Below are 22,109 nucleotides of genomic sequence, written 5' to 3' on the forward strand. Positions count from 1 at the left end.
TGGCCATCGGGCGACCATAATGCCGCCCGTTCACTCGCTCAACGGTAAAGGCTGGATATGCAGGAAGACGCCCCAAAAATTGCCAAGGACACCGCGCCGACCGGCACCCAGACACTGCTGCGTGGTTTGGGCGTGGTCCAGGCCGTAGCCAGCGGTGCGCGCGACCTCAAGGAAATCGCCCGGCTGATCGGCACCACGCGCAGTACCACGCATCGACTGGCCAGTTGCCTGGTCGAGGAACGCTACCTGCGCGTGGTACCGCAAGTCGGTTATTTGTTGGGGCCGAAACTCATCGAGCTGGGTTTTCAGGCGCGTGAAGAGCTGCCCTTGGTGACATTGGCCGGGCCGTATCTGGATGAGTTGTCGGCATTGACCGGCGACACCATTCACCTGGCCATTCGTGAAGGCGATGAAGTGCTGTACCTGCACAAGAATCCTGGGCGCAATGGTCCGGAAATGCGGTCACGCGTGGGGCATCGCATGCCGTTGGCGCGCACCGGGATCGGCAAGGCGTTGATGCTCGATGACACGCAGCAGGAGTGGCAGCGGCTGTATGAAGTCAGCTTGCCGGCAGGTGGCAAAAATCTGTTTTGGCCGCAACACCCGGAGCAATCCTGGGAGCAGTTTCAGCAGCGCATGATTGAGTACGTGGCGGGGGGTTACGCTTTCGATCTGGAAGACAACGAACCGTCGATTCGCTGTGTGGCAGCGCCGATTCGTGATGCCAGCAAACGAATTGTCGCCGGCATCAGCATCGCCAGCACCGTGCCGTATATGCCGCTGGAAAAAATGGCCGAGCTGATTCCCCTGATCAAAGGGGTCACAGCAAGGCTTTCTGCGGAACTCGGCGCTAAGGTCTAGACCTTCAAGGTCGCCATGTCGATCACGAAGCGGTACTTCACGTCACCGGCAATCATGCGGGTGTAAGCCTCGTTGATCTGGCGGATGTCGAGCATCTCGATGTCGCAAGTGATGTTGTGCTCGGCGCAGAAATCCAGCACTTCCTGGGTTTCTGCAATGCCGCCGATCAGCGAGCCGGCCAGTACACGACGACCCAATACCAGTTTGGCTGCGTGCACCGGCGGATCAATCGGTTCAATCAACCCCACCAGAATGTGCACGCCATCGAAGCGCAAGGTATCGAGGTAGGGGTTGAGGTCGTGCTGCACCGGGATGGTGTCCAGCAGAAAATCAAAGTGACCGGCCGCGGCCTTCATTTGCTCGGCATCGGTTGAGACGATCACATGGTCTGCGCCTTGACGGCGACCTTCTTCAGCCTTGCTCGCCGAACGGGTGAACAGCGTGACTTCGGCGCCCATCGCCTTGGCGAACTTGATGCCCATATGGCCCAGGCCGCCCATGCCGAGAATCCCGACCTTGTTACCAGCCTTGACCCCGTAGTGTTTCAGCGGCGAGTAAGTGGTGATGCCGGCGCAGAGGATTGGGGCGGCGCTGGCCAGGTCGAGCTTCGGCGGAATACGCACCACAAAGTGCTCGCTGACCACAATGCTGTCGGAGTAGCCGCCCATGGTATTGCTGCCATCAACCCGGTCCGGAGTGGCGTAGGTCATGGTCGGGCCTTCGAGGCAATACTGCTCGAGGTTCGACTGGCAGGCTTCGCAGGTACGGCAGGAATCGACCATGCAGCCGACACCAACCAGATCGCCGATTTTATATTGACTGACATCCGTACCGACCGCCGTCACTTTGCCGACGATCTCGTGGCCGGGCATCAACGGATAAACGGCAATGCCCCATTCGTTGCGAGCCTGATGGATATCGGAATGGCAGACACCGCAGTACAGAATGTCGATGGCAACGTCGTCGGGTCGTGGGCTGCGGCGTTCGAATTTCACGGGGGCGAGGGGAGTGGTGGCCGATTGAGCGGCATAACCGATGGCGGTGTACATGAGGAACCTCGCAAAAGCAGTGACAAGAGAGGCGGTGAATTCTGGGCTTCGTCGTCGAGACCAGCCATGGCGATTCCTCCGGGTGTCATGCCTATTCCTCCGGCATCAGTGCTCGTTTGATCAAATGCGGCAGCAGACCTGCGATGATGCTTGCATGCCTTTTTCCGTCTGTTTTTTTGAAGAGCTCTTATGTTATTGACCCGTCATCTGGACGCCAATGCCACGCTGGTTTCGTTGATCCAGCCACTGACCACACGCGACGGCTTCGCGCCTACGGCATTGCCGGGTGTGCAGGTATTGCGCGCCAGTTGTGACGTGGCGCGGGGGCCGCAGATTTACGAGCCGAGCCTGGTCATCATCGCCCAGGGCAGCAAACTGGCCTACTTGGGGCCGCGTACGATGGAATATGGCGCCGGCCATTATTTGATTCAGGCGTTACCGGTTCCGTTTGAGTGCGAGACCTTTTCCGCGCCTGACGGGCCGATGCTCGGGGTTTCGGTTGCCATCGACCGAGCGTTGCTGGGTGAATTGGTGTTGGCCATGGGCTTGGCGCCGGGGCGCAACATAGCGGCGCAGACGCCTGAGTCCATGACCTCGGCGGTACTCGACGATGCAATGCGTGGTTGCGTGGAGCGTTTGTTGCGCTGTCTGCACGATCCGCTGGAGTGCCAGATTATGGGCCAGGCGCGATTGCGCGAATTATTGTTCGTCGCGTTGCGCGGTCCTCAGGCAGATGTGTTGCGGGCGCTCGTCGAACAACAAGGGCAATTTGCCCGCGTCGCCGCATCACTCAGCCATCTGCACGCGCATTACACCGAACCGTTGAATGTCGAGACGCTGGCCGGTTGCGCGAACATGAGTGCGTCGACCTTCCACGAACATTTCAAGCGCAGCACGTTGTTATCGCCGGTGCAGTACCTCAAGCGTCTGCGTCTGCTCAAGGCGCAACAGTTACTGCTAGCCGAGGGCTTGGGGGTGGCGCAGGTCGCGCATCGCGTCGGGTATCAGAGCACGTCGCAGTTCAGCCGGGAGTACAAGCGCTACTTCGAACGTAATCCCGGGGATGAGCGCGCCGCCTGATGAATTGACGATGATCCCCTTGTGGGAGCGGGCTTGCTCGCGAATGCAATTTTTCATTCAACACTGATGGCGACTGGCACACCGCTTTCGCGAGCAAGCCCGCTCCCACAGAAATAAGCGTTGGGGCCCGAATGACAGGCAACAAAAAGGCCCCCGGTTCGGGAGCCTTGATGTTCAGGCGTTCGGCTTACATGTTCGGGTAAGTCGGGCCGCCAGCACCTTCCGGTGCCACCCAGGTGATGTTCTGCGAAGGATCCTTGATGTCACAGGTCTTGCAGTGAACGCAGTTCTGGGCGTTGATCTGGAAGCGCTTCTCGCCATCTTCCTTGGTCACCACTTCGTACACACCGGCCGGGCAGTAACGCTGGGCAGGCTCATCGTACAGCGGCAGGTTCTTGCTGATCGGGATGCTCGGATCGGTCAGCTTCAAGTGGCACGGCTGTTCTTCTTCATGGTTGGTACCGGAGATGAACACCGAGCTGAGTTTGTCGAAACTGAGTTTGCCGTCCGGTTTCGGGTAGTCGATCTTCTTGCAGTCGGCGGCGAGTTTGAGGCACGCGTAATCCGGCTTGGTGTCGTGCAGGGTGAACGGCAGTTTGCCACCGAAAATGTTCTGGTCGAGCCAGTTGAAACCACCGCCGACAATCGCGCCGAACTTGTGGATCGCCGGGCCGAAATTGCGGCTGGCGAACAGTTCGTCGTAGAGCCAGCTCTTCTTGAACGCGTCGACGTAAGTGGTCAGCTCTTCGGTGCCGTCCTTTTCAGCGAACAGCGCCTCGGCCACGGATTCAGCGGCGAGCATGCCTGACTTCATCGCGGTGTGGCTGCCTTTGATCTTCGCGAAGTTCAGGGTGCCGAGGTCGCAACCGATCAGCGCACCGCCCTTGAAGACCATTTTCGGCAGCGAATTCAGGCCGCCCTTGCAGATGGCGCGGGCGCCATAGCTGATTCGCTTGCCACCTTCCAGGTACTGCTTGAGCACCGGGTGATGCTTGAGGCGCTGGAACTCATCGAACGGCGACAGATAAGTGTTGCTGTAGGACAGATCGACGATCAGGCCGACAACCACCTGATTGTTTTCCAGGTGATAGAGGAACGAGCCACCGGTGTTCTCGGTGCCCATGATGTCCAGCGGCCAGCCGGCGGTGTGCACCACCAGGCCTGGTTGATGCTTGGCCGGGTCGATTTCCCAGATTTCTTTCAGGCCGATGCCGTAATGCTGTGCATCGGCGTCGCTGTCGAGGTTGAAGCGTTTGATCAACTGCTTGCCGATATGGCCACGGCAACCTTCGGCGAACAGCGTGTATTTGCCACGCAGTTCCATGCCCGGGGTGTACAGGCCTTCTTTCGGGTGACCTTCGCGGTCAACGCCCAGATCGCCGGTGATGATCCCGCGAACCACGCCATTCTCGTCGAACAGCGCTTCTTGAGCCGCGAAACCAGGGTAGATTTCCACGCCAAGGTTTTCGGCTTGCTGGGCTAGCCAGCGGCACAGGTTACCGAGCGAGATAATGTAGTTGCCTTCGTTGTGCATGGTCTTGGGCACAAAGAGGTCAGGAATTTTTTGCGCGCTGTCAGCGTTCTTCAGAACGAAGATGTCGTCGCGGGTGACCGGCGTGTTCAGCGGCGCGCCAAGTTCTTTCCAGTCCGGGAACAATTCGTTCAGGGCACGCGGTTCAAACACGGCACCAGACAGGATGTGAGCGCCGACTTCGGAGCCTTTTTCGACCACGCAGACGCTGATTTCCTTACCGGCTTCAGCAGCCTTCTGCTTCAAGCGGCAGGCGGCAGAAAGACCAGCGGGGCCGGCACCGACGATGACCACGTCGAATTCCATGTATTCGCGTTCCACAGGTTATCTCCTACTCAAGGCTCACAGTTTTTTTCTAATTGGAGGTTTGGTGCCGCATCCTTGAATCCCTGCGCAATGCCGGGAGAGGACAATCGATAAGCCACCTTTCTCTCTAAGGTGGCGCATTATATCTACACCACTCCTAGCGTCCAATACAAACGTTTGTTTGAATTGGCTCCAGGCCAGAGAAATCAAAGTCACACGGCTTACGAACGGCCATTTTGCCGTATTGACCGGAATAGGCGTTCCGGTCAAGATACGGTCGGTTTTGCGCTCGCCGTAGGCTGACTGTAGGTTTCAAGAGCACCTCTAAAGACAGGGTGATGGCAGTACCTGATGACGGGCAGCGCAGGTTTTGCGCGCAGTTTACACGCCGCGATACAGAATGACTCGCAAGTCACCACTGACGAACGGTCATCAACCTCGTGAGCAAGGTCGCTGATTCCTTAACCAGCGTTTTTAGAGGTGCCCTTGCGCCGATGAGCATCAACCGCCAGGTTCGCCTAGGCGACTTTCTTTTCACCGGAGAGTAACGAGGAATCCATGAAGGTTCTTGTAGCTGTCAAACGCGTTGTGGATTACAACGTCAAGGTTCGCGTCAAGGCGGACAATTCCGGCGTCGACCTCGCTAACGTGAAGATGTCGATGAACCCGTTCTGCGAAATCGCAGTGGAAGAAGCCGTACGCCTGAAAGAGAAAGGCGTTGCGACTGAAATCGTCGTCGTTTCGATTGGCCCGACCACCGCTCAAGAGCAACTGCGCACCGCGCTGGCTCTGGGTGCCGACCGCGCCATCCTCGTCGAATCCGCTGAAGATCTGACGTCGCTGGCCGTGGCCAAACTGTTGAAAGCGGTTGTCGACAAGGAACAGCCTCAACTGGTGATCCTTGGCAAACAAGCCATCGACAGCGACAACAACCAGGTTGGCCAGATGCTTGCTGCATTGAGCGGCTACGGTCAGGGCACGTTCGCGTCTAAAGTCGAAATCAGCGGCGACAAGGTTGCCGTGACTCGCGAAGTCGACGGCGGCGCGCAAACAGTTTCCCTGAAACTGCCAGCCATCGTCACCACCGACCTGCGTTTGAACGAGCCGCGTTATGCGTCCCTGCCAAACATCATGAAAGCCAAGAAGAAGCCTCTCGAAGTGCTGACTCCGGACGCTTTGGGCGTTTCCACTGCCTCCACCAACAAGACCGTCAAAGTCGAAGCGCCTGCTGCACGCAGCGCGGGTATCAAGGTCAAGTCGGTGGCTGAACTGGTCGAGAAACTGAAAAACGAAGCGAAGGTAATCTGATAATGACTATCTTGGTAATCGCTGAACACGACAACAAAGTAGTGGCCCCGGCCACACTGAACACCGTGGCTGCCGCTGCCAAAATTGGCGGTGATATCCACGTTCTGGTCACCGGTCAGGGCGTTGGCGCCGTGGCTGAAGCCGCTGCGAAAATTGCTGGCGTGGCTAAAGTGCTGGTGGCCGACAACGCCGCCTACGCTCACCAGTTGCCGGAAAACGTAGCGCCGCTGGTTGCCGAGCTTGGCGCCGGTTATAGCCATATCCTGGCTGCCGCTACGTCCAACGGCAAAAACATCCTGCCGCGCGTTGCCGCTCAGCTGGACGTTGACCAGATCTCCGAGATCATTTCGGTCGTCAGCGCCGACACGTTCACCCGTCCGATCTACGCCGGTAACGCCATCGCTACCGTTCAGTCGAATGCATCGGTGAAAGTCATCACCGTGCGTGCCACCGGTTTCGATCCGGTTGCCGCTGAAGGTGGTTCGGCTGCTGTTGAAGCCGTTGCTGCTGCACACGACGCGGGCACTTCGAGCTTCGTTGGCGAAGAGCTGGCCAAGTCCGATCGTCCAGAACTGACCGCTGCCAAAATCGTCGTTTCCGGCGGTCGCGGCATGCAGAACGGGGACAACTTCAAACACCTGTACGCCTTGGCCGACAAGCTGGGCGCTGCTGTTGGCGCTTCGCGCGCTGCAGTCGACGCAGGTTTTGTGCCGAACGACATGCAGGTCGGTCAGACCGGCAAAATCGTTGCACCACAGCTGTACATCGCGGTCGGTATCTCCGGCGCGATCCAGCACTTGGCCGGCATGAAAGACTCCAAAGTGATCGTTGCGATCAACAAGGACGAAGAAGCGCCGATCTTCCAGGTGGCTGATTACGGCCTGGTTGCTGATCTGTTCGAAGCAATCCCCGAGTTGGAGAAGCTGGTCTAATCCAGCGGCTTCACTTATAAAGAGCCCGACCTTTTGGTCGGGCTTTTTTTTGCTCGTTTTTAGGCATAACCGGATTGAGTGGAGAGTTTCGCCATGGATTTGCGCCGCGCGTACAGCTGTTGTTTAACGTTGGGCCTGACGCTGTTCACGGGGCTCGCGATTGCGGCAGGCAAATGTGATCGCCTGGTGGTGACCGGCAGTCCGGATGCCCCACCCTATCTGTGGCAAGACCCGCAAAATCCCAAGCACCTGATCGGCGCCAGTGCCGATTTATTGCAGCAAGTGGCCGGACAATTGGGCATCAAGGTCGAGGTCCTGTATGCCGGTAAACGTTCCCAAGCCCTCGATGAAGTTCGCAGCGGGCGGATGGACATGCTGCTTGATGCGCCATTGACGGTCAGTGAGCTGGAAACGCTGGACTACATTCATCCGCCGCTGCTGCAAAACGATTATCTGGTCTGGACCCGAAAAGACTCGGCATTGGTGTATGAGGAAACGCAGGACCTTCATGGTCATCCCGGGGCCTTGTCGGAGAAGTCTCGAATGACGGCCGAATTTGGCACGTTCGCCGAACAGCAATTGACCCTCACGCGCACACCCAATCTGAGCCAGGCCTTTCAGAAATTACTCTTGGGCGAGGTGGAATTTGTCCTGGCCGGGCGTTATTCGGGCATGGCCGCCGCCAAGGCACTGAGCATGGCCAACGACCTGGTTGCGCGCCAACAGCCAGTCGATAAACCTGGGCTGTTCCTCGCGATTTCCCACAACTCCGCCTGCAACGATCCGTGGTTGCGCGGACAGCTGGCCAAAAAGATGACAGAATTGCCCGCGTCCGGACTGACGGAAGCCGTGCTGCAACGCAATATCGAGCGTTGGACAGCACAGCAGCAACAACCCGCCAGTACCTCAAAACAGTAGGGATTTTTAGTGAGTATTCGACCTCTTTTCGCTGCCCTGGCCGTTCTGGCTCTGGCGGGTTGTGCAGCCGATCCGGCGCCGAATGAACAAATTCGCCTGACTGAACAGGCACTGGTGCAAGCCAAGGATGTGGGCGCCACCGCCGAGGCGGTGCCGGAAATGAAACTGGCCGAAGACAAGTTCACGCGAGCCCAGGCCGACATGGCCGATCAGTCATACAAACATGCACGCATGCGCGCCGAGCAGGCTGAACTGGATGCGCGTCTGGCGGAAGCCAAGGTGCTGACCCTCAAAAGCGAAGAACAATTGAACGTGCTCAATACTCGCATCGCTCGCTTGCGCAAGCAGTTGGGAGATGCCCAATGAGCCTCAAATGCAAAGTACTCGGTGGTTTGATGCTGGCCGGTTGCGCCAGTCTCTACGGTTGCGCTGGCCAGCACAGTGAAGCGGCATTGCAACAGGCGAGCGCCGACTTCCAGAAGGTCAAGGAAGATTCGAACGTGCTGCGCATCGCGCCCAAGGATGTGATTCGCGCTGGCGAGTCGCTGGCGCGCGCCGATCGCCTGTCGAGCTACTGGGGCAGCGGTTCCGATGTCGCTCATTACGCTTATCTGAGCCAGCGCTACAGTGAAATCGCCCGTGAACACACCAGCCAGGTGCTGAACGAAGAACGTGCCGCCAAGCTGGAACTGGAGCGCCAGCGTCTTCAGTTGGCATTGCGCGAGTCAAAATTGCTCAGCGTTCAGCAGCAGGGTAAATGGCTTGAAGAACAGATTGTGGCGATGGCAACCACTCAGACCGACCGAGGCTTGGTGCTGACGCTGGGGGATGTGCTGTTCGATACCGGCGAAGCGGAGCTGAAAAACTCGGCAAACCGTGTGGTGTTGAAAATCGTACAGTTCCTGCAGTTGAACCCAAAACGTGTGGTGCGAATCGAGGGCTATGCCGACAGTACGGGCGGCAAACAGGAAAACCTCAAGCTGTCACGTGATCGCGCGCAATCGGTAGCGGACGTGCTGGTGGACCTGGGAATCGATGAAAAACGCATTCAGGTCGAAGGTTACGGCGACGAATACCCGGTAGACGCAAACGCTTCCGAGCGAGGTCGCGCGCAGAACCGTCGGGTAGAAATTGTATTCTCTGACGAAAAAGGCCAGCTCGGCGCCGCCCGTTAAGGGCTGCGTTTCTGGAAAACCCGGCCTGCCAGCAGCGCCGGGTTTTTTTATGCCCTGCCAATCGTCCCGTAAAACAGTACAGTTTTTGCTGACACTGGCCGGTGCAGTCGACTATTGTGGCAACTGTCCCCGTACACTTCTAAACTGTGCCGGTAGTGTTTTACACAAGAATAAAATGCCCGTGAAATCGAGTGCAGCGTCATGACCAATCTATTGCTCTACCAACGTATTGCTCAGCAACTGGCCGAGGACATCCGCCGTGGTGTCTATCAGCCGGGCGAGCGCGTGCCTTCGGTGCGCAAGATGAGTTCGCAGCTCAATGTCAGCCATGCGACGGTGCTGCAGGCGTACGCCAATCTTGAAGATCAGGGGCTGATCCGCGCTCGGCCACAGTCAGGCTATTACGTACACCAGACCCCGGCACTGACTGCGCCAACCCCGGATATCGCGCGCGTTGAACGTCCAGGCCTGGTCACACGCAGCAGTATTATCCAGCAGGTATTGGTCGAATCGCGCCGTGAAGGCGTCTTTCCTCTGGGTGCGGCCGTGCCCAGCGTCGACTATCTGCCAGTGCGAGCCTTGCATCAGCAATTGGCCAAAGTCACCCGGTTCCATAGTCCGCGTGCGTTCAGCTACATGTTCAGCCCCGGGTTTGAGCCGTTGCGTCGCCAGGTAGCGATTCGCATGCGTGATGCCGGCGTTGTGGTTGACCCCTCCGAGGTGGTCATTACCCACGGCTGCGTCGATGCCTTGCAGATGTCATTGCGTGTATTGACCCGCCCCGGGGATTTGATCGCTGCCGAGTCGCCGACCTATTACGGTTTGCTGCAACTGGCTGACCTGCTAGGCCTTAAAGTCATCGAGATTCCCAGCGACCCGTCCACCGGCATGAGCCTGGAAGCCCTGCAACTCGCGGCCAACCAATGGTCGATCAAGGCGTTGGTGCTGACCACCCGGTTGAGCAATCCGCTGGGCGGCACCATGCCCGAAGAGCGTCAAAAACAACTGCTGCGGCTGGCGTCGGATTTCGATATCCAGATTGTTGAAGACGATATCTATGGCGAACTGATGTTCGAGCAGGGCCGTACCAAATCCCTTAAAGCCTATGATCGGCTGGACCGGGTGATTTATTGCTCGAGCTTCTCGAAAACACTGTCACCCGGCGTACGGATCGGCTGGATGATTGCCGGCAAGTACCAGCAGGAAATCCAGCGCTTGCAGACGTTCAGCACTCATTCCGCCTGCAGCGTCACGCAAATGGGCATTGCCGCGTATCTGGAGAACGGTGGTTACGACCGGCATTTGCGTTACATCCGGCAGGAGTATCGCAAGAACCTAAGCGCCTTCCAGCTCGCTGTGCAGCAGTATTTCCCTGAAGGTACGCAGATGACCCGGCCGACGGGTGGTTTCATTTTGTGGGTCAGTTTGCCTGGCAGGGTGAACACCCAGGAACTGCATGTACGGGCGTTGCAGCAGGGCATCAGCATCGCGCCGGGGCTTATCTTCAGTAATACCGAGCAGTTCAATCACTGTATCCGGCTGAACTGCGGCATACCTTGGAATCGCGAAGCGGAGCGTGCGCTGATGACACTTGGCCTGTTGGCCACTCAGCTCTGCCAGGAAACGGCTGGCGGTATTTGACACAATGGGCAGGTTATTCCTGCCCGAGCTTGTCATGTTGCGTCCAACAAGCGAGCATATGGCCCTCTGCCGTTAGCGCCGTTGGGTCCATGAAGCCGATTTTCCCCGCCGTCTGTCTATCGATTTGCCTGCTGATGACCTTTTCTGTCGACAGTGTCATGGCGGCTTCTACTCAAGAAGCCCCGGCAGCCAGTGTGCCCGCGAAAAAACCAGTGACTGTAAAGAAAGCCCCTCCGGCGAAAAAGAAAGCGCCTGCGATAAAAAAACGTGCACCGATTGCTTCCAAATCGAAAGCCGCGAGTGAAGTGGTTAAAACGCCGTTGCCTGCAGCCAAACTCGATTTGACCTTGCCCAAAGGTATGGTCGAAGAGTTGAAGCCGATCGGTACCGTGCCCTTACCTAAACACGATGCGGTGTTGCCGCAGATGTTCGGTGATAAGGCCAGCAGCAGCCCGTTCCAGCTCAACGGTCGTCTGTTGAGCAATGAAATGCAGCTGCAACTGCGCAATGAAGAACGCCGTGAAGTAGAAGGCGCCGCGCTGGAATTCGAGTTCAAGCAGTAATCGTCATACTCACTGCAGTGCGCTGGCCAGACGCTTCGTCGGAGACTGGTCAGTCACGCCCTTTTCCAGGGAAAACACGGGGAAAGGGAATTTCAAACACCTGTTTTAGCGGTTACTCTGTGCCACGTCCTTTCAACCTATCGCCCGTCGCGAGGAGCTTGTCGTCATGAAATGCCGTGAGGGCTGTGGCGCCTGTTGTATTGCCCCCTCCATCAGTTCCCCGATTCCCGGCATGCCCGAAGGCAAACCCGCCGGAGAACGTTGCGTGCAGCTGTCTGTCGAAAACCTGTGCAACATTTTCGGCAAGCCTGAACGTCCCGCGGTGTGCTCGGCGTTCACGGCGGATGCCGAGGTGTGCGGAACCAGCAGCGAAGAAGCCATCAAGTTGATTGGCTGGTGGGAGCAAATGACGGCGGCGTGATGGGTTGATGGCCGCAACTTCAACAATAAGGAATAAAACTATGGGTTCGTTGCATCGTGTGGCTGTGTTGTGTGGTTTGACTGTTTTGCTGGCGAGCACCGCTCAGGCTGAAGAATGGAAAACCGCCAAGGATGAGAACGGTATCACTGTGTCCTTGAGTGAAGTGGCAGGTTCTCAATACAAGGCTTATCGCGGCGTTACCGTGATGAAAACCACCATGGCCAAGTTGCGTGCATTACAAGAAGACGTGCCCGGTGCCTGCGCTTGGATTCACGAATGCAAGACCCAGAAGTTGCTTAAACACGAAGGTGATCAGAGCTGGACCTACACTCAGTTCAATACACCGTGGCCAGTGACCGCTCGAGATTCGGTACTGCATGTCACCACCGTTGAAGGTGCCGATGGCAGCCTGACGCGTAAACTTGAAGGTGTGCCAACGTACATTCCGGAAGAAAAAGGTTATGTGCGAGTTACTCAGGTCCAGGGTTTCTGGAAGTTCGTGCCTAAAGGCGATCAGGTTGAAGTGACCTATCAGGTTCACACCGAGCCGGGTGGCAGTGTGCCATCTTGGCTGGCCAACAAGTTTGTGGTCGACGCTCCGTTCAATACGTTGAAAGCGCTCAAAGAGCGCGCTGAAAAGTAATTCACGCCGCTAAAAAAACGCCCCGATTAATCGGGGCGTTTGCATTTTTAGTTAACGGGTCTTTATTTTGTTTCCGAATATGCGTTGCACAAAATTTTCACAATGGCTCCAAGACAATTTGCCCGCGACAACATGCCGACACTAATCAATGGCAATGCTGCGGGTGATCGTGCAACATTTGCGCACCGCGCAAGCCCCGGGCCAGGTTTTGGCCAACAGAGGGCAGGGCGCAGCTGTATTTTTGAAACTTCAACTTCCAATGGGTCCTAAAACGACATGGCAAACCCGGACGCCCTGAATCAGCAGCGAGCTTCTAGTCGCCTGCTGCAACCGACCGTCAAATCGCATCTGGCCTACACGTTGCTGTGCGCCCTGATCATGATGGTCATGTTCAGCCTGCTGCGCGTTGCGCTGCTGGTTTATAACCGCGAGATGATCCTTGATACGCCGGCCTCGACCTTTCTCGAAGCGTTCATCAATGGCATGCGTTTCGATCTGCGCCTGGTGGTTTACTTCAGCGTTCCGCTGCTGTTGGCCCTGTTCAGCGCGCGGGCCATGGCTGCTCGCGGATTCTTCCGTTTCTGGCTGACCATCGTCTCGAGTATCGCGCTGTTCCTTGGCCTGATGGAGATGGACTTTTACCGCGAGTTCCACCAGCGCCTCAATGGCTTGGTGTTCCAGTACGTGAAAGAAGACCCGAAAACCGTGATGAGCATGCTCTGGTACGGCTTTCCAGTGGTGCGTTACCTGCTGGCCTGGGTCGTGGGTACTGTCATCCTGACACTGGCATTCAAGGGCGCGGACCGCGCCACCCGTCCTCGTGGTCCGTTCAGCGGCGGCAGTGTTGGCACTCGCCAGATTGCCCCGTGGTATACACGCGCGGCGGTATTCGTGGTGTGCCTGCTGATTTGCGTCGTGGCCGCTCGTGGCACGTTGCGTCAAGGCCCGCCACTGCGTTGGGGTGACGTTTACACCACCGACTCCAACTTCGCTAACCAGTTGGGCCTCAATGGCACGCTGTCGTTGATCGGTGCGGCCAAAAGCCGGATGTCCGAAGATCGCGACAACATCTGGAAGGCGACCCTGCCACAGGATGAAGCGCAGAAAATCGTGCGCGACATGCTGGTAATGCCGGACGACAAACTCGTGGACGCCGACACTGCTGCGGTGCGCCGTGATTACACGCCACCGGCTGACAAGACGCTGCCGATCAAGAACGTCGTGGTTATCCTGATGGAAAGCATGGCCGGCCACTCGGTTGGCGCCCTGGGTGCACCGGGCAATATCACGCCGTACCTCGACAAACTGTCGAAGGAAGGCCTGCTGTTCGACCGTTTCTTCTCAAACGGCACGCACACCCACCAGGGTATGTTCGCCACCATGGCTTGCTTCCCGAACCTGCCGGGTTTCGAATACCTGATGCAGACACCTGAGGGCAGCCACAAGTTGTCCGGCCTGCCGCAACTGCTCAGCGCCCGTCACTACGACGATGTGTATGTCTACAACGGCGATTTTGCCTGGGATAACCAGTCGGGTTTCTTCAGTAGCCAGGGCATGACCAACTTCATTGGTCGCAACGACTTCGTTAACCCGGTGTTCTCTGATCCGACCTGGGGTGTTTCCGATCAGGACATGTTTGATCGTGGCCTGCAGGAACTGAAGGCGCGGGAGAATGGCAAGCCGTTCTATGCGTTGTTACAAACCCTGTCCAACCACACGCCTTATGCGTTGCCGTCACCGTTGCCGGTCGAGCCGGTGACTGATCGCGGTAGCTTGAATGAGCATTTGACTGCGATGCGCTATGCGGACTGGGCATTGGGACAGTTCTTTGAAAAGGCCCGCAAGGAGCCTTACTTCAAGGAAACCCTGTTTGTCATCGTTGGTGACCACGGTTTTGGCAACGAGCGCCAGATCACCGAAATGGACCTGGGCCGCTTCAATGTGCCGATGCTGATGATCGCACCCGGCATCCAGGAAAAGTTCGGTCAGCGTGACCACACCGTGGGCACACAGATCGACATTGTGCCGACCATCATGGGCCGCATCGGTGGCGAAGTACGCCATCAGTGCTGGGGGCGTGACCTGCTTAACCTGCCGGAAGGCGACCAGGGTTTTGGCGTGATCAAACCGTCGGGCAGTGAACAGACCACGGCAATCATCACGGGCGATCAAATTCTGGTGCTGCCAAAAGAAAAGGAAATGGCGCCAAAAGTGTTCCAGTATGAACTGGGCGCGACGCCGCGTGCGGACATCATACCGGACGCACCGCGTACCGCCGAGCTGAAGCAGAAGCTTGAAGCGTTCCTGCAGACGGCGACCAAGAGTCTGCTCGACAACACCGCAGGTGTGGTGGATGGCAAGCCGGACTAAACGGTGACGCAATAAAAAAGAGGCCCTTTGAGGGCCTCTTTTTTTGCCTGTTAAATCTTTATATTTTGCCCAATAGAAGCAAAATCAACAGCACCACCAACACGACGCCGATGATACCCGACGGGCCATAACCCCAACTTCTGGAGTGTGGGAACACCGGCAAACCGCCTACCAGTAGAAGGATCAGAATAACGATAAGAATTGTGCCCATGTCTATTTCCTTGTTGGAAGTGTTCTGGAATTACCTAGCTTTAACTATCAGCTGGAAATGCAATAAACCCGAGCTGCTTACCAAATCCGACTCTCGTGATTGAAAGAAAATTCCAAGTTTTTTTAATGTTTTTCGAAGAAAGGCTTATTTCTTTTTTTGTGGCCTTAGTTGCTTCGCCCGTGCCCCGGGTTTGCTCAAGCCATTCAGCAATCTGATGGAGCGTGGGTCGGGCTATATCCTTCGCTACACTCGCCCCATCTTTCCCGAAACAACAAGGCTGTTTGCTATGCAAAATCGCATGATGATCACTGGCGCGGGCTCAGGTTTAGGTCGCGAAATCGCTCTGCGCTGGGCGCGCGAAGGCTGGCAGTTGGCATTGTCGGATGTCAGTGAGCCAGGCCTTCAGGAAACACTGAAACTGGTTCGCGAGGCCGGTGGTGATGGCTTTGTTCAGCGCTGCGATGTGCGTGATTACAGTCAATTGACCGCCTTCGCTCAGGCCTGTGAAGAAAAACTGGGCGGCATCGACGTCATCGTCAATAACGCGGGTGTAGCGTCGGGCGGTTTTTTCAGTGAGCTGTCGCTTGAAGACTGGGACTGGCAGATTGCAATCAACTTGATGGGGGTGGTGAAAGGCTGCAAGGCCTTCCTGCCACTGCTGGAAAAAAGCAAAGGCAAGATCATCAACATCGCTTCAATGGCTGCGCTGATGCAAGGTCCGGCCATGAGTAACTACAACGTGGCCAAGGCCGGCGTGGTGGCGTTGTCGGAGAGCCTGTTGATTGAACTGGCCCACCAGGAAGTGGCGGTGCATGTTGTTTGCCCGTCGTTCTTCCAAACCAACTTGCTGGACTCTTTCCGTGGCCCGACGCCCGCCATGAAAGCGCAGGTGGGCAAGTTGCTGGAAAGCTCACCCATCAGCGCCGCCGATATTGCCGACTACATTTATCAACGTGTAGGTGCAGGCGAGTTCATGATCCTTCCCCACGAACAGGGCCGCATGGCGTGGGCCATCAAACAGAAAAACCCGCAGTTGCTCTACGACGAAATGACCGTCATGGCCGACAAAATGCGCGCCAAGGCCAAGCAAGCTGCAAGCTGAACTTGCTCGTAGGGAAAGGCGTGGTTAGGGTGGCCGCAACTGGCCATCCTTGCGAGACGTTTGCATGCTGAATTATTTGTGGTTTTTTCTTGCCGCGCTATTTGAAATCGCCGGTTGTTTTGCTTTCTGGATGTGGCTGCGTCAGGGCAAAAGTGCGTGGTGGGTTGTGCCGGCACTGCTCAGCCTGACCTTGTTTGCGCTGCTGTTGACCCGTGTCGAGGCCACTTATGCAGGGCGCGCCTATGCCGCTTATGGCGGCATCTATATCGTTGCCTCGATTGGTTGGCTGGCAGTGGTCGAGCGGGTTCGTCCGCTGGGTTCCGACTGGATTGGCGTGGCGCTGTGTGTGATCGGCGCGAGCATCATCCTCTTCGGTCCGCGCTTTTCCGCGTCCTGAAGGATCGGTCCGACATTCAACGTAAATGTCAGACGTTTCCGTAAGATGGCTTCGCCCGAGGCTGTAAGGCAAGACTGATTTATCAGGGGAGCATTGAAGCGCGTTCGCTCAAGGGCCATCTTCAAGGCCCGGTAAACCTGAAGGACATTCCCATGCTTGTACTCAGTCGTGTAGTCGGCGAATTGATTTCAATCGGTGACACCATTTCCGTACGGGTCCTGGCCGTCAATGGCGGCAGTGTGCGCATCGGCGTCGAAGCACCGCAAAACGTCAACGTGCACCGAGCCGAAGTCTATGAGCGCATCCAGGTGAGAAAGGCCAAAGCCAAAGGCTACTAAACGGTCAGTCGAACAGGTGCTTTGGCACGTCGTGTTTCAGCATCAATTGGCATTGCTCGCTGTCGGGATCGAAAACGATCAACGCCTGGCCTTTCGTCAGTGCTTGGCGCACGCGTAACACCCGGGTTTCCAGCGGCGTATCGTCGCCATTGTCCGTGCCGTCGCGGGTCACGAAATCCTCGATCAGGCGGGTCAGGGTATCGACTTCCAATTGGTCGTAGGGGATCAGCATAGGCACCTCGGTTAAGACAATGGCGCGATGCTACGGCGAATGAATGATGACGGCTAGTCTGGGCTCATACAGCGCCTATGCCGGCAGCGATAACAGGGAAAAATGTCATCGCCGCCAAGCCGCGACCAGAAGATCTGCCAAGGCGCCTGGAATATCGCCAGGCTTCAATTATCCGAGCGTTGCCCGACCAGACTGTCTACCGAAGGTACCCGGGTATCGCTTTCCATTTGGGTTTCGTGTTCGATCTGATGACTGAACCGGTCGAGTGAACCCTTGGCCGGTTGAGCATCGCTGGCGAACACTGGCGGGCTGAGAATATAGGCGCCGAGCAAGCGACTGAGGGCCGCCAGGCTGTCGATGTGCGTGCGCTCGTAACCGTGCGTTGCGTCGCAGCCAAAGGCGAGCAGGGCGGTGCGAATGTCATGGCCTGCCGTGACAGCCGAGTGCGCATCACTGAAGTAATAGCGGAACAGGTCGCGGCGTACCGGCAACTCATTGTCACTGGCCAATCGCAGCAAATGCCGTGACAGGTGATAGTCGTAAGGCCCGCCGGAGTCCTGCATTGCCACGCTCACCGCGTGTTCGCTGGAATGCTGGCCCGGGGCGACCGGCGCAATGTCGATTCCCACAAACTCGCTCACATCCCAAGGTAACGCCGCGGCTGCACCGCTGCCGGTTTCTTCGGTAATGGTGAACAGCGGGTGACAGTCGATCATCAACTCTTCACCGCTGTCGACAATCGCTTTCATCGCCGCCAGCAGCGCTGCAACACCTGCCTTGTCGTCAAGGTGGCGTGCGCTGATATGGCCACTTTCAGTGAACTCCGGCAACGGATCAAACGCCACGAAGTCGCCGACACTGACACCCAGCGAATCACAATCGGCACGGGTGGCACAGTAGGCATCGAGGCGTAATTCGATGTGATCCCAACTGATCGGCATCTCATCCACGGCGGTATTGAAGGCGTGACCGGAAGCCATCAGCGGTAACACGCTGCCGCGGATCACGCCGTTGTCGGTAAATAGGCTGACGCGGCTGCCCTCAGCAAAACGGCTGGACCAGCAACCGACCGGTGCCAGCGTCAGGCGACCGTTGTCCTTCACTGCGCGAACGGCGGCGCCAATGGTGTCGAGGTGAGCCGAGACCGCACGGTCAGGGCTGTTTTTCTTGCCCTTGAGCGTGGCGCGGATGGTGCCGCGCCGGGTCATTTCGAAAGGGATACCCAGCTCTTCGAGCCGTTCGGCGACGTAACGCACGATGGTATCGGTGAAGCCGGTCGGGCTTGGGATCGCCAGCATTTCCAGCAGTACTTTTTGCAAGTAGTTGAGATCTGGTTCGGGAATTTTGCTGATCATGGAAACTCCTGATGAGTTGAAGGCTGATCGTTCCCACGTGCTGCGCGCGAATGCCTCACCGGACGCCAAGCGTCCCCGACTGCATTCCTACGCAGCGCGTAAGAACGATATTTAGGAGAGGATCAGACCGTCGGCTGACTGTGTGGAAACAACAGATCCACAAATCGCTCAGCCGTGGGTTGTGGCTCATGATTGGCCAGTCCGGCGCGTTCATTGGCTTCGATAAACACGTACTCCGGTTGATCGGCGGCAGGCACCATCAAGTCGAGGCCAACCATTGGAATATCCAGCGCGCGTGCTGCACGTACAGCGGCGTCAATCAGGGTTGGGTCCAATATCGACGTGACATCTTCGAGAGTGCCGCCGGTATGCAGGTTCGCCGTGCGCCTTACAAACAGATGTTCGCCGGCTGGCAAAATGCTGCTGTAGTCATAACCTGCCGCGTGCAATGTGCGCTGGGTTTCATGATCCAGAGGTATTTTGCTTTCACCGCTGGTGGCGGCCTGACGCCTGCGACTTTGCGCTTCGATCAGCGCGCCGATCGAGTGCTGGCCATCGCCCACCACTTCGGCAGGTCGGCGAATGGCCGCTGCGACAACCTCAAAACCAATCACCAGAATGCGCAGGTCGAGACCTTCGTGGAAGCTTTCCAACAGCACCCGGCTGTCGAACTGGCGGGCAGACTCGATGGCTTGCTGAACCTCTTCGATGGTCTGTAGATCCACCGCAACGCCTTGCCCTTGTTCACCGTCCAGTGGTTTAACCACGACCCGTTGGTGCTCGTCGAGAAACGCCAGGTTGTCATCGGCATTGCCGGCCAGTTGCTGGGTCGGCAGGTTCAGGCCGGCAGCCTTGAGCACTTTGTGCGTCAGGCTTTTGTCCTGGCACAGGCTCATGCTGATGGCGCTGGTCAGGTCGCTGAGCGATTCACGGCAACGAACCCGACGGCCGCCATGGCTGAGGGTGAACATTCCCGCGTCGGCGTCATCCACCTGCACGTCAATGCCTCGCCGGTGCGCTTCCTCGACAATGATCCGCGCATACGGGTTGAACTCTGCTTCGGGGCCGGGGCCCAGGAACAACGGCTGATTGATCCCGTTTTTGCGCTTGATGGCGAATGTAGAGAGGTTACGAAAACCGAGTTTGGCATACAGGCTTTTCGCCTGGCGATTGTCGTGCAACACCGACAGGTCAAGGTAACTCAGGCCCCGGCTCATGAAGTGTTCGATCAGATGGCGCACCAGCACTTCACCGACACCGGGCCGCGAACACTGCGGGTCCACGGCCAGGCACCACAGACTGCTACCGTTTTCGGGATCGTTGTAGGCCTTGTGATGATTGAGCCCCATCACGCTGCCTATTATCGCGCCGCTGTCCTCATCTTCAGCCAGCCAATACACCGGGCCACCCTGATGACGCGGTGTCAGCAAGTTAGCGTCAATCGGCAGCATCGAGCGTGACTGATAAAGATGATTGATCGCCTGCCAGTCCGCTTCGCTTTGTGCCCGGCGGATGCGAAAGCCGCGAAACACCCGGGTCGATTGCCTGTAGTCACTGAACCACAATCGCAAGGTGTCGGAGGGGTCCAAAAACAGCTGCGCCGGCTCTAACCCCAATATCTGCTGGGGCGCGGCCACATACAACGCGATGTCGCGTTCACCGGGTTGCTCGTTGAGCAGTTCCTGGGCAAGGCTCGCCGGATCAGGGAATGTATGGCCGATCAACAACCGGCCCCAACCGCAATGCACGGCAATGGGCGCCGCGCCCAATTGGCTGCCATCTTCGGCCAGACGCGCCTGCAAACGTTCATAAGAAGGTGCCTGACCGCGCAGCAAGCGTTGGCTATAAGCTGTGGCGTGGGGTTTCATCAATCAAATTCCTTGTTCACTGAGCCACAGGTTCAGTGCAGCCAGCTGCCACAGTTTAGAGCCTCGCAATGGCGTCAATTGGCCTTGCGGGTCGGTCAGCAGGCGGTCGAGCATGGCCGGGTTGAACAGGCCTCTATCCTGACTCGGGTCCAGCAACAGTTCGCGGACCCAGCTCAAGGTGTCACCTTGCAAGTGCTTGAGGCCGGGCACCGGGAAGTAACCTTTTTTACGGTCGATGACTTCACTCGGGATGACCAGCCGTGCGGCTTCCTTGAGGACTTGTTTACCGCCATCCGGCAGTTTGAACTTGCCCGGCACACGTGCCGACAACTCCACCAGTCGGTAATCCAGAAACGGCGTGCGTGCTTCCAGGCCCCAGGCCATGGTCATGTTGTCGACACGTTTTACCGGGTCGTCCACCAGCATCACCGTACTGTCCAGACGCAGCGCTTTATCCACGGCGGCATCGGCGCCGGGTTGCGCGAAGTGTTCCTTCACGAAGTCGCCGGCGGCGTCATTGGCCGTCAGCCATTTTGGTTGAACGGTGGCGGCGTAGTCGTCGTAACTGCGGTCGAAAAATGCATCGCGATAAGCCGCGTACGGATCGGCAGCGCCATCGACTTGCGGGTACCAGTGATAACCGGCAAACAACTCATCGGCGCCTTGGCCGCTTTGGACCACTTTGCAGTGCTTGGCCACTTCGCGGGACAACAGGTAAAAGGCGATGCAGTCATGGCTGACCATCGGTTCGCTCATGGCGCGGAACGCTGCGGGTAGCTGCTCGATGATCTCTTTCTCGTCGATGCGCAACTGATGGTGCTGTGTGCCGTAATGCTTGGCGATCAAATCGGAATACTGAAACTCATCGCCGCGTTCACCACCGGCATCCTGAAAACCGATGGAGAACGTCGACAAGTTCTCTACGCCTACCTCGCGCAACAGGCCGACCAGCAGGCTGGAGTCGACACCGCCGGACAGTAATACACCGACGTCCACCGCTGCACGTTGGCGAACGGCTACCGCGTCACGCGTGCTATCGAGCACCCGGTCGCGCCAGTCTTCGAGCGTCAGGTTCATCTCGTCGGCCCGTGGGCCGTATGGCAACGTCCACCAGGTTTTCTGCTCGGTGCGGCCGTCTGCTTCGATGCGCATCCAGGTGGCTGGCGGTAATTTTTCAATGCCGGCCAGCAAGGTGCGCGGGGCGGGCACCACCGCATGGAAATTCAGATAATGATTGAGCGCCACCGGATCAAGAATCGGGTTGATATCACCGCCCTTCAGCAATGCCGGTAGCGCTGAGGCAAAGCGCAGGCGCTGACCGGTGCGAGACAGATACAACGGCTTCACGCCAAGTCGGTCGCGGGCGATGAACAGGCGCTTAGCGTCACGCTCCCAGATGGCGAAGGCGAACATGCCGTTGAGCTTAGGCAGTAACGCTTCGCCCCAGGCGTGATAACCCTTGAGCAAAACTTCGGTGTCGCCACCCGAGTAAAAGGCATAGCCGAGGCTTTCAAGCTCGGTGCGCAGTTCCGGGAAGTTATAGATCGCGCCATTAAAGGCCAGGGACAAACCCAATTGGTTGTCGACCATCGGCTGCGCCGAGCCGTCTGACAGGTCCATGATTTTCAGGCGGCGATGGCCCAGGGCAATTGGCCCTTGGGCATGAAAACCCCACGCGTCAGGACCGCGAGGCGCCAAGTGATGGGTGATTCGTTCAACGGCTGCAAGGTCCGCAGGTTGATGATCAAAGCGTAACTCGCCAGCTAATCCGCACATAAAATCCTTACCGGTTTTTCCGTTGGGGAGGG

The 22,109-nt window shown here is 57.5% G+C and carries 22 protein-coding genes; 15 read left to right on the forward strand and 7 right to left on the reverse strand.

Annotated elements, in window-relative coordinates; genetic code table 11:
* Positions 1 to 57: 57 nt before the first annotated feature.
* A complete protein-coding gene (locus tag ACQR3R_RS29205; protein ID WP_428277964.1) occupies positions 58 to 861 on the forward strand; it encodes an IclR family transcriptional regulator domain-containing protein in 804 nt (267 codons plus the stop codon).
* On the opposite strand, the gene ACQR3R_RS29210 is transcribed toward ACQR3R_RS29205, so the two are convergent.
* The gene (locus ACQR3R_RS29210) at positions 858 to 1,910 is read right to left on the reverse strand and encodes an alcohol dehydrogenase catalytic domain-containing protein (protein WP_428277966.1); all 1,053 of its coding nucleotides are present in this window, start codon (positions 1,908 to 1,910) and stop codon (positions 858 to 860) included. The two genes, ACQR3R_RS29205 and ACQR3R_RS29210, sit on opposite strands and share 4 nt — an antisense overlap.
* Before the next feature lie 189 nt (positions 1,911 to 2,099).
* Between ACQR3R_RS29210 and ACQR3R_RS29215 the strand changes: the two genes are divergently transcribed.
* On the forward strand, positions 2,100 to 2,990 hold the full coding sequence (locus ACQR3R_RS29215; protein ID WP_428277968.1) for an AraC family transcriptional regulator N-terminal domain-containing protein: 891 nt from the start codon (positions 2,100 to 2,102) through the stop codon (positions 2,988 to 2,990).
* A gap of 187 nt (positions 2,991 to 3,177) precedes the next feature.
* On the opposite strand, the gene ACQR3R_RS29220 is transcribed toward ACQR3R_RS29215, so the two are convergent.
* Positions 3,178 to 4,842, reverse strand: coding sequence for a 4Fe-4S dicluster domain-containing protein (locus tag ACQR3R_RS29220; RefSeq protein ID WP_428277970.1), 1,665 nt, complete (start codon positions 4,840 to 4,842; stop codon positions 3,178 to 3,180).
* Positions 4,843 to 5,385: 543 nt separating this feature from the next.
* On the opposite strand from ACQR3R_RS29220, the gene ACQR3R_RS29225 reads away from it, so the two are divergent.
* From ACQR3R_RS29225 to ACQR3R_RS29270, 10 genes are all read left to right on the forward strand, one after another.
* On the forward strand, positions 5,386 to 6,135 hold the full coding sequence (locus ACQR3R_RS29225) for an electron transfer flavoprotein subunit beta/FixA family protein (RefSeq protein WP_428277972.1): 750 nt from the start codon (positions 5,386 to 5,388) through the stop codon (positions 6,133 to 6,135).
* Positions 6,136 to 6,137: 2 nt separating this feature from the next.
* Positions 6,138 to 7,067: an FAD-binding protein gene (locus ACQR3R_RS29230; RefSeq protein ID WP_428277974.1), complete on the forward strand. Its 930-nt coding sequence runs from the start codon at positions 6,138 to 6,140 to the stop codon at positions 7,065 to 7,067.
* A gap of 93 nt (positions 7,068 to 7,160) precedes the next feature.
* Complete coding sequence (locus ACQR3R_RS29235; RefSeq protein ID WP_428277976.1) at positions 7,161 to 7,985, forward strand: transporter substrate-binding domain-containing protein; 825 nt, start codon at positions 7,161 to 7,163, stop codon at positions 7,983 to 7,985.
* Positions 7,986 to 7,994: 9 nt separating this feature from the next.
* Positions 7,995 to 8,351 carry a DUF4398 domain-containing protein gene (locus ACQR3R_RS29240; RefSeq protein ID WP_428277978.1) on the forward strand — a complete coding sequence of 119 codons (357 nt, stop codon included), beginning with the start codon at positions 7,995 to 7,997 and terminating at the stop codon, positions 8,349 to 8,351.
* Positions 8,348 to 9,160 (forward strand): OmpA family protein, encoded by an 813-nt coding sequence (locus ACQR3R_RS29245; protein ID WP_428277980.1) that lies wholly within the window; start codon positions 8,348 to 8,350, stop codon positions 9,158 to 9,160. The genes ACQR3R_RS29240 and ACQR3R_RS29245 overlap by 4 nt, the downstream gene beginning before the upstream one ends.
* A 201-nt stretch (positions 9,161 to 9,361) precedes the next feature.
* Positions 9,362 to 10,801 carry an aminotransferase class I/II-fold pyridoxal phosphate-dependent enzyme gene (locus ACQR3R_RS29250; RefSeq protein WP_428277982.1) on the forward strand — a complete coding sequence of 480 codons (1,440 nt, stop codon included), beginning with the start codon at positions 9,362 to 9,364 and terminating at the stop codon, positions 10,799 to 10,801.
* Between the two features lie 134 nt (positions 10,802 to 10,935).
* A complete protein-coding gene (locus ACQR3R_RS29255; RefSeq protein ID WP_428277984.1) occupies positions 10,936 to 11,364 on the forward strand; it encodes a hypothetical protein in 429 nt (142 codons plus the stop codon).
* A gap of 166 nt (positions 11,365 to 11,530) precedes the next feature.
* On the forward strand, positions 11,531 to 11,785 hold the full coding sequence (locus ACQR3R_RS29260; protein ID WP_428277986.1) for a YkgJ family cysteine cluster protein: 255 nt from the start codon (positions 11,531 to 11,533) through the stop codon (positions 11,783 to 11,785).
* Positions 11,786 to 11,825: 40 nt separating this feature from the next.
* The gene (locus ACQR3R_RS29265) at positions 11,826 to 12,428 is read left to right on the forward strand and encodes an START domain-containing protein (RefSeq protein WP_428277988.1); all 603 of its coding nucleotides are present in this window, start codon (positions 11,826 to 11,828) and stop codon (positions 12,426 to 12,428) included.
* A gap of 276 nt (positions 12,429 to 12,704) precedes the next feature.
* Positions 12,705 to 14,798 carry a sulfatase-like hydrolase/transferase gene (locus tag ACQR3R_RS29270; RefSeq protein ID WP_428277990.1) on the forward strand — a complete coding sequence of 698 codons (2,094 nt, stop codon included), beginning with the start codon at positions 12,705 to 12,707 and terminating at the stop codon, positions 14,796 to 14,798.
* 58 nt (positions 14,799 to 14,856) lie between these two features.
* Here ACQR3R_RS29270 and ACQR3R_RS29275 read toward each other — a convergent pair whose 3' ends face one another.
* Positions 14,857 to 15,009, reverse strand: a complete 153-nt coding sequence (locus ACQR3R_RS29275; protein ID WP_010461760.1) for a DUF3309 family protein — start codon at positions 15,007 to 15,009, stop codon at positions 14,857 to 14,859.
* Between the two features lie 286 nt (positions 15,010 to 15,295).
* Between ACQR3R_RS29275 and ACQR3R_RS29280 the strand changes: the two genes are divergently transcribed.
* From ACQR3R_RS29280 to csrA, 3 genes are all read left to right on the forward strand, one after another.
* Positions 15,296 to 16,111 carry an SDR family oxidoreductase gene (locus ACQR3R_RS29280; RefSeq protein ID WP_428277992.1) on the forward strand — a complete coding sequence of 272 codons (816 nt, stop codon included), beginning with the start codon at positions 15,296 to 15,298 and terminating at the stop codon, positions 16,109 to 16,111.
* A gap of 64 nt (positions 16,112 to 16,175) precedes the next feature.
* Positions 16,176 to 16,508: a YnfA family protein gene (locus ACQR3R_RS29285; protein WP_428277994.1), complete on the forward strand. Its 333-nt coding sequence runs from the start codon at positions 16,176 to 16,178 to the stop codon at positions 16,506 to 16,508.
* A 152-nt stretch (positions 16,509 to 16,660) separates the two neighbouring features.
* Positions 16,661 to 16,846: a carbon storage regulator CsrA gene (gene csrA, locus ACQR3R_RS29290; protein ID WP_428277996.1), complete on the forward strand. Its 186-nt coding sequence runs from the start codon at positions 16,661 to 16,663 to the stop codon at positions 16,844 to 16,846.
* Between the two features lie 4 nt (positions 16,847 to 16,850).
* Here csrA and ACQR3R_RS29295 read toward each other — a convergent pair whose 3' ends face one another.
* The 4 genes from ACQR3R_RS29295 to ACQR3R_RS29310 form a co-directional block, all read right to left on the reverse strand.
* A complete protein-coding gene (locus ACQR3R_RS29295) occupies positions 16,851 to 17,078 on the reverse strand; it encodes a YheU family protein (protein ID WP_010461751.1) in 228 nt (75 codons plus the stop codon).
* Positions 17,079 to 17,242: 164 nt separating this feature from the next.
* The gene (locus tag ACQR3R_RS29300) at positions 17,243 to 18,433 is read right to left on the reverse strand and encodes an osmoprotectant NAGGN system M42 family peptidase (RefSeq protein ID WP_428277998.1); all 1,191 of its coding nucleotides are present in this window, start codon (positions 18,431 to 18,433) and stop codon (positions 17,243 to 17,245) included.
* 122 nt (positions 18,434 to 18,555) lie between these two features.
* Positions 18,556 to 20,301 carry an N-acetylglutaminylglutamine synthetase gene (ngg, locus tag ACQR3R_RS29305; protein WP_428278000.1) on the reverse strand — a complete coding sequence of 582 codons (1,746 nt, stop codon included), beginning with the start codon at positions 20,299 to 20,301 and terminating at the stop codon, positions 18,556 to 18,558.
* Between the two features lie 3 nt (positions 20,302 to 20,304).
* On the reverse strand, positions 20,305 to 22,077 hold the full coding sequence (locus tag ACQR3R_RS29310) for an N-acetylglutaminylglutamine amidotransferase (protein ID WP_428278002.1): 1,773 nt from the start codon (positions 22,075 to 22,077) through the stop codon (positions 20,305 to 20,307).
* Positions 22,078 to 22,109: the final 32 nt, after the last annotated feature.

It is taken from the genome of Gordonia sp. IEGM753 (assembly GCF_050321825.1).
In the GTDB taxonomy this organism is placed as follows: Bacteria; Pseudomonadota; Gammaproteobacteria; order Pseudomonadales; family Pseudomonadaceae; genus Aquipseudomonas.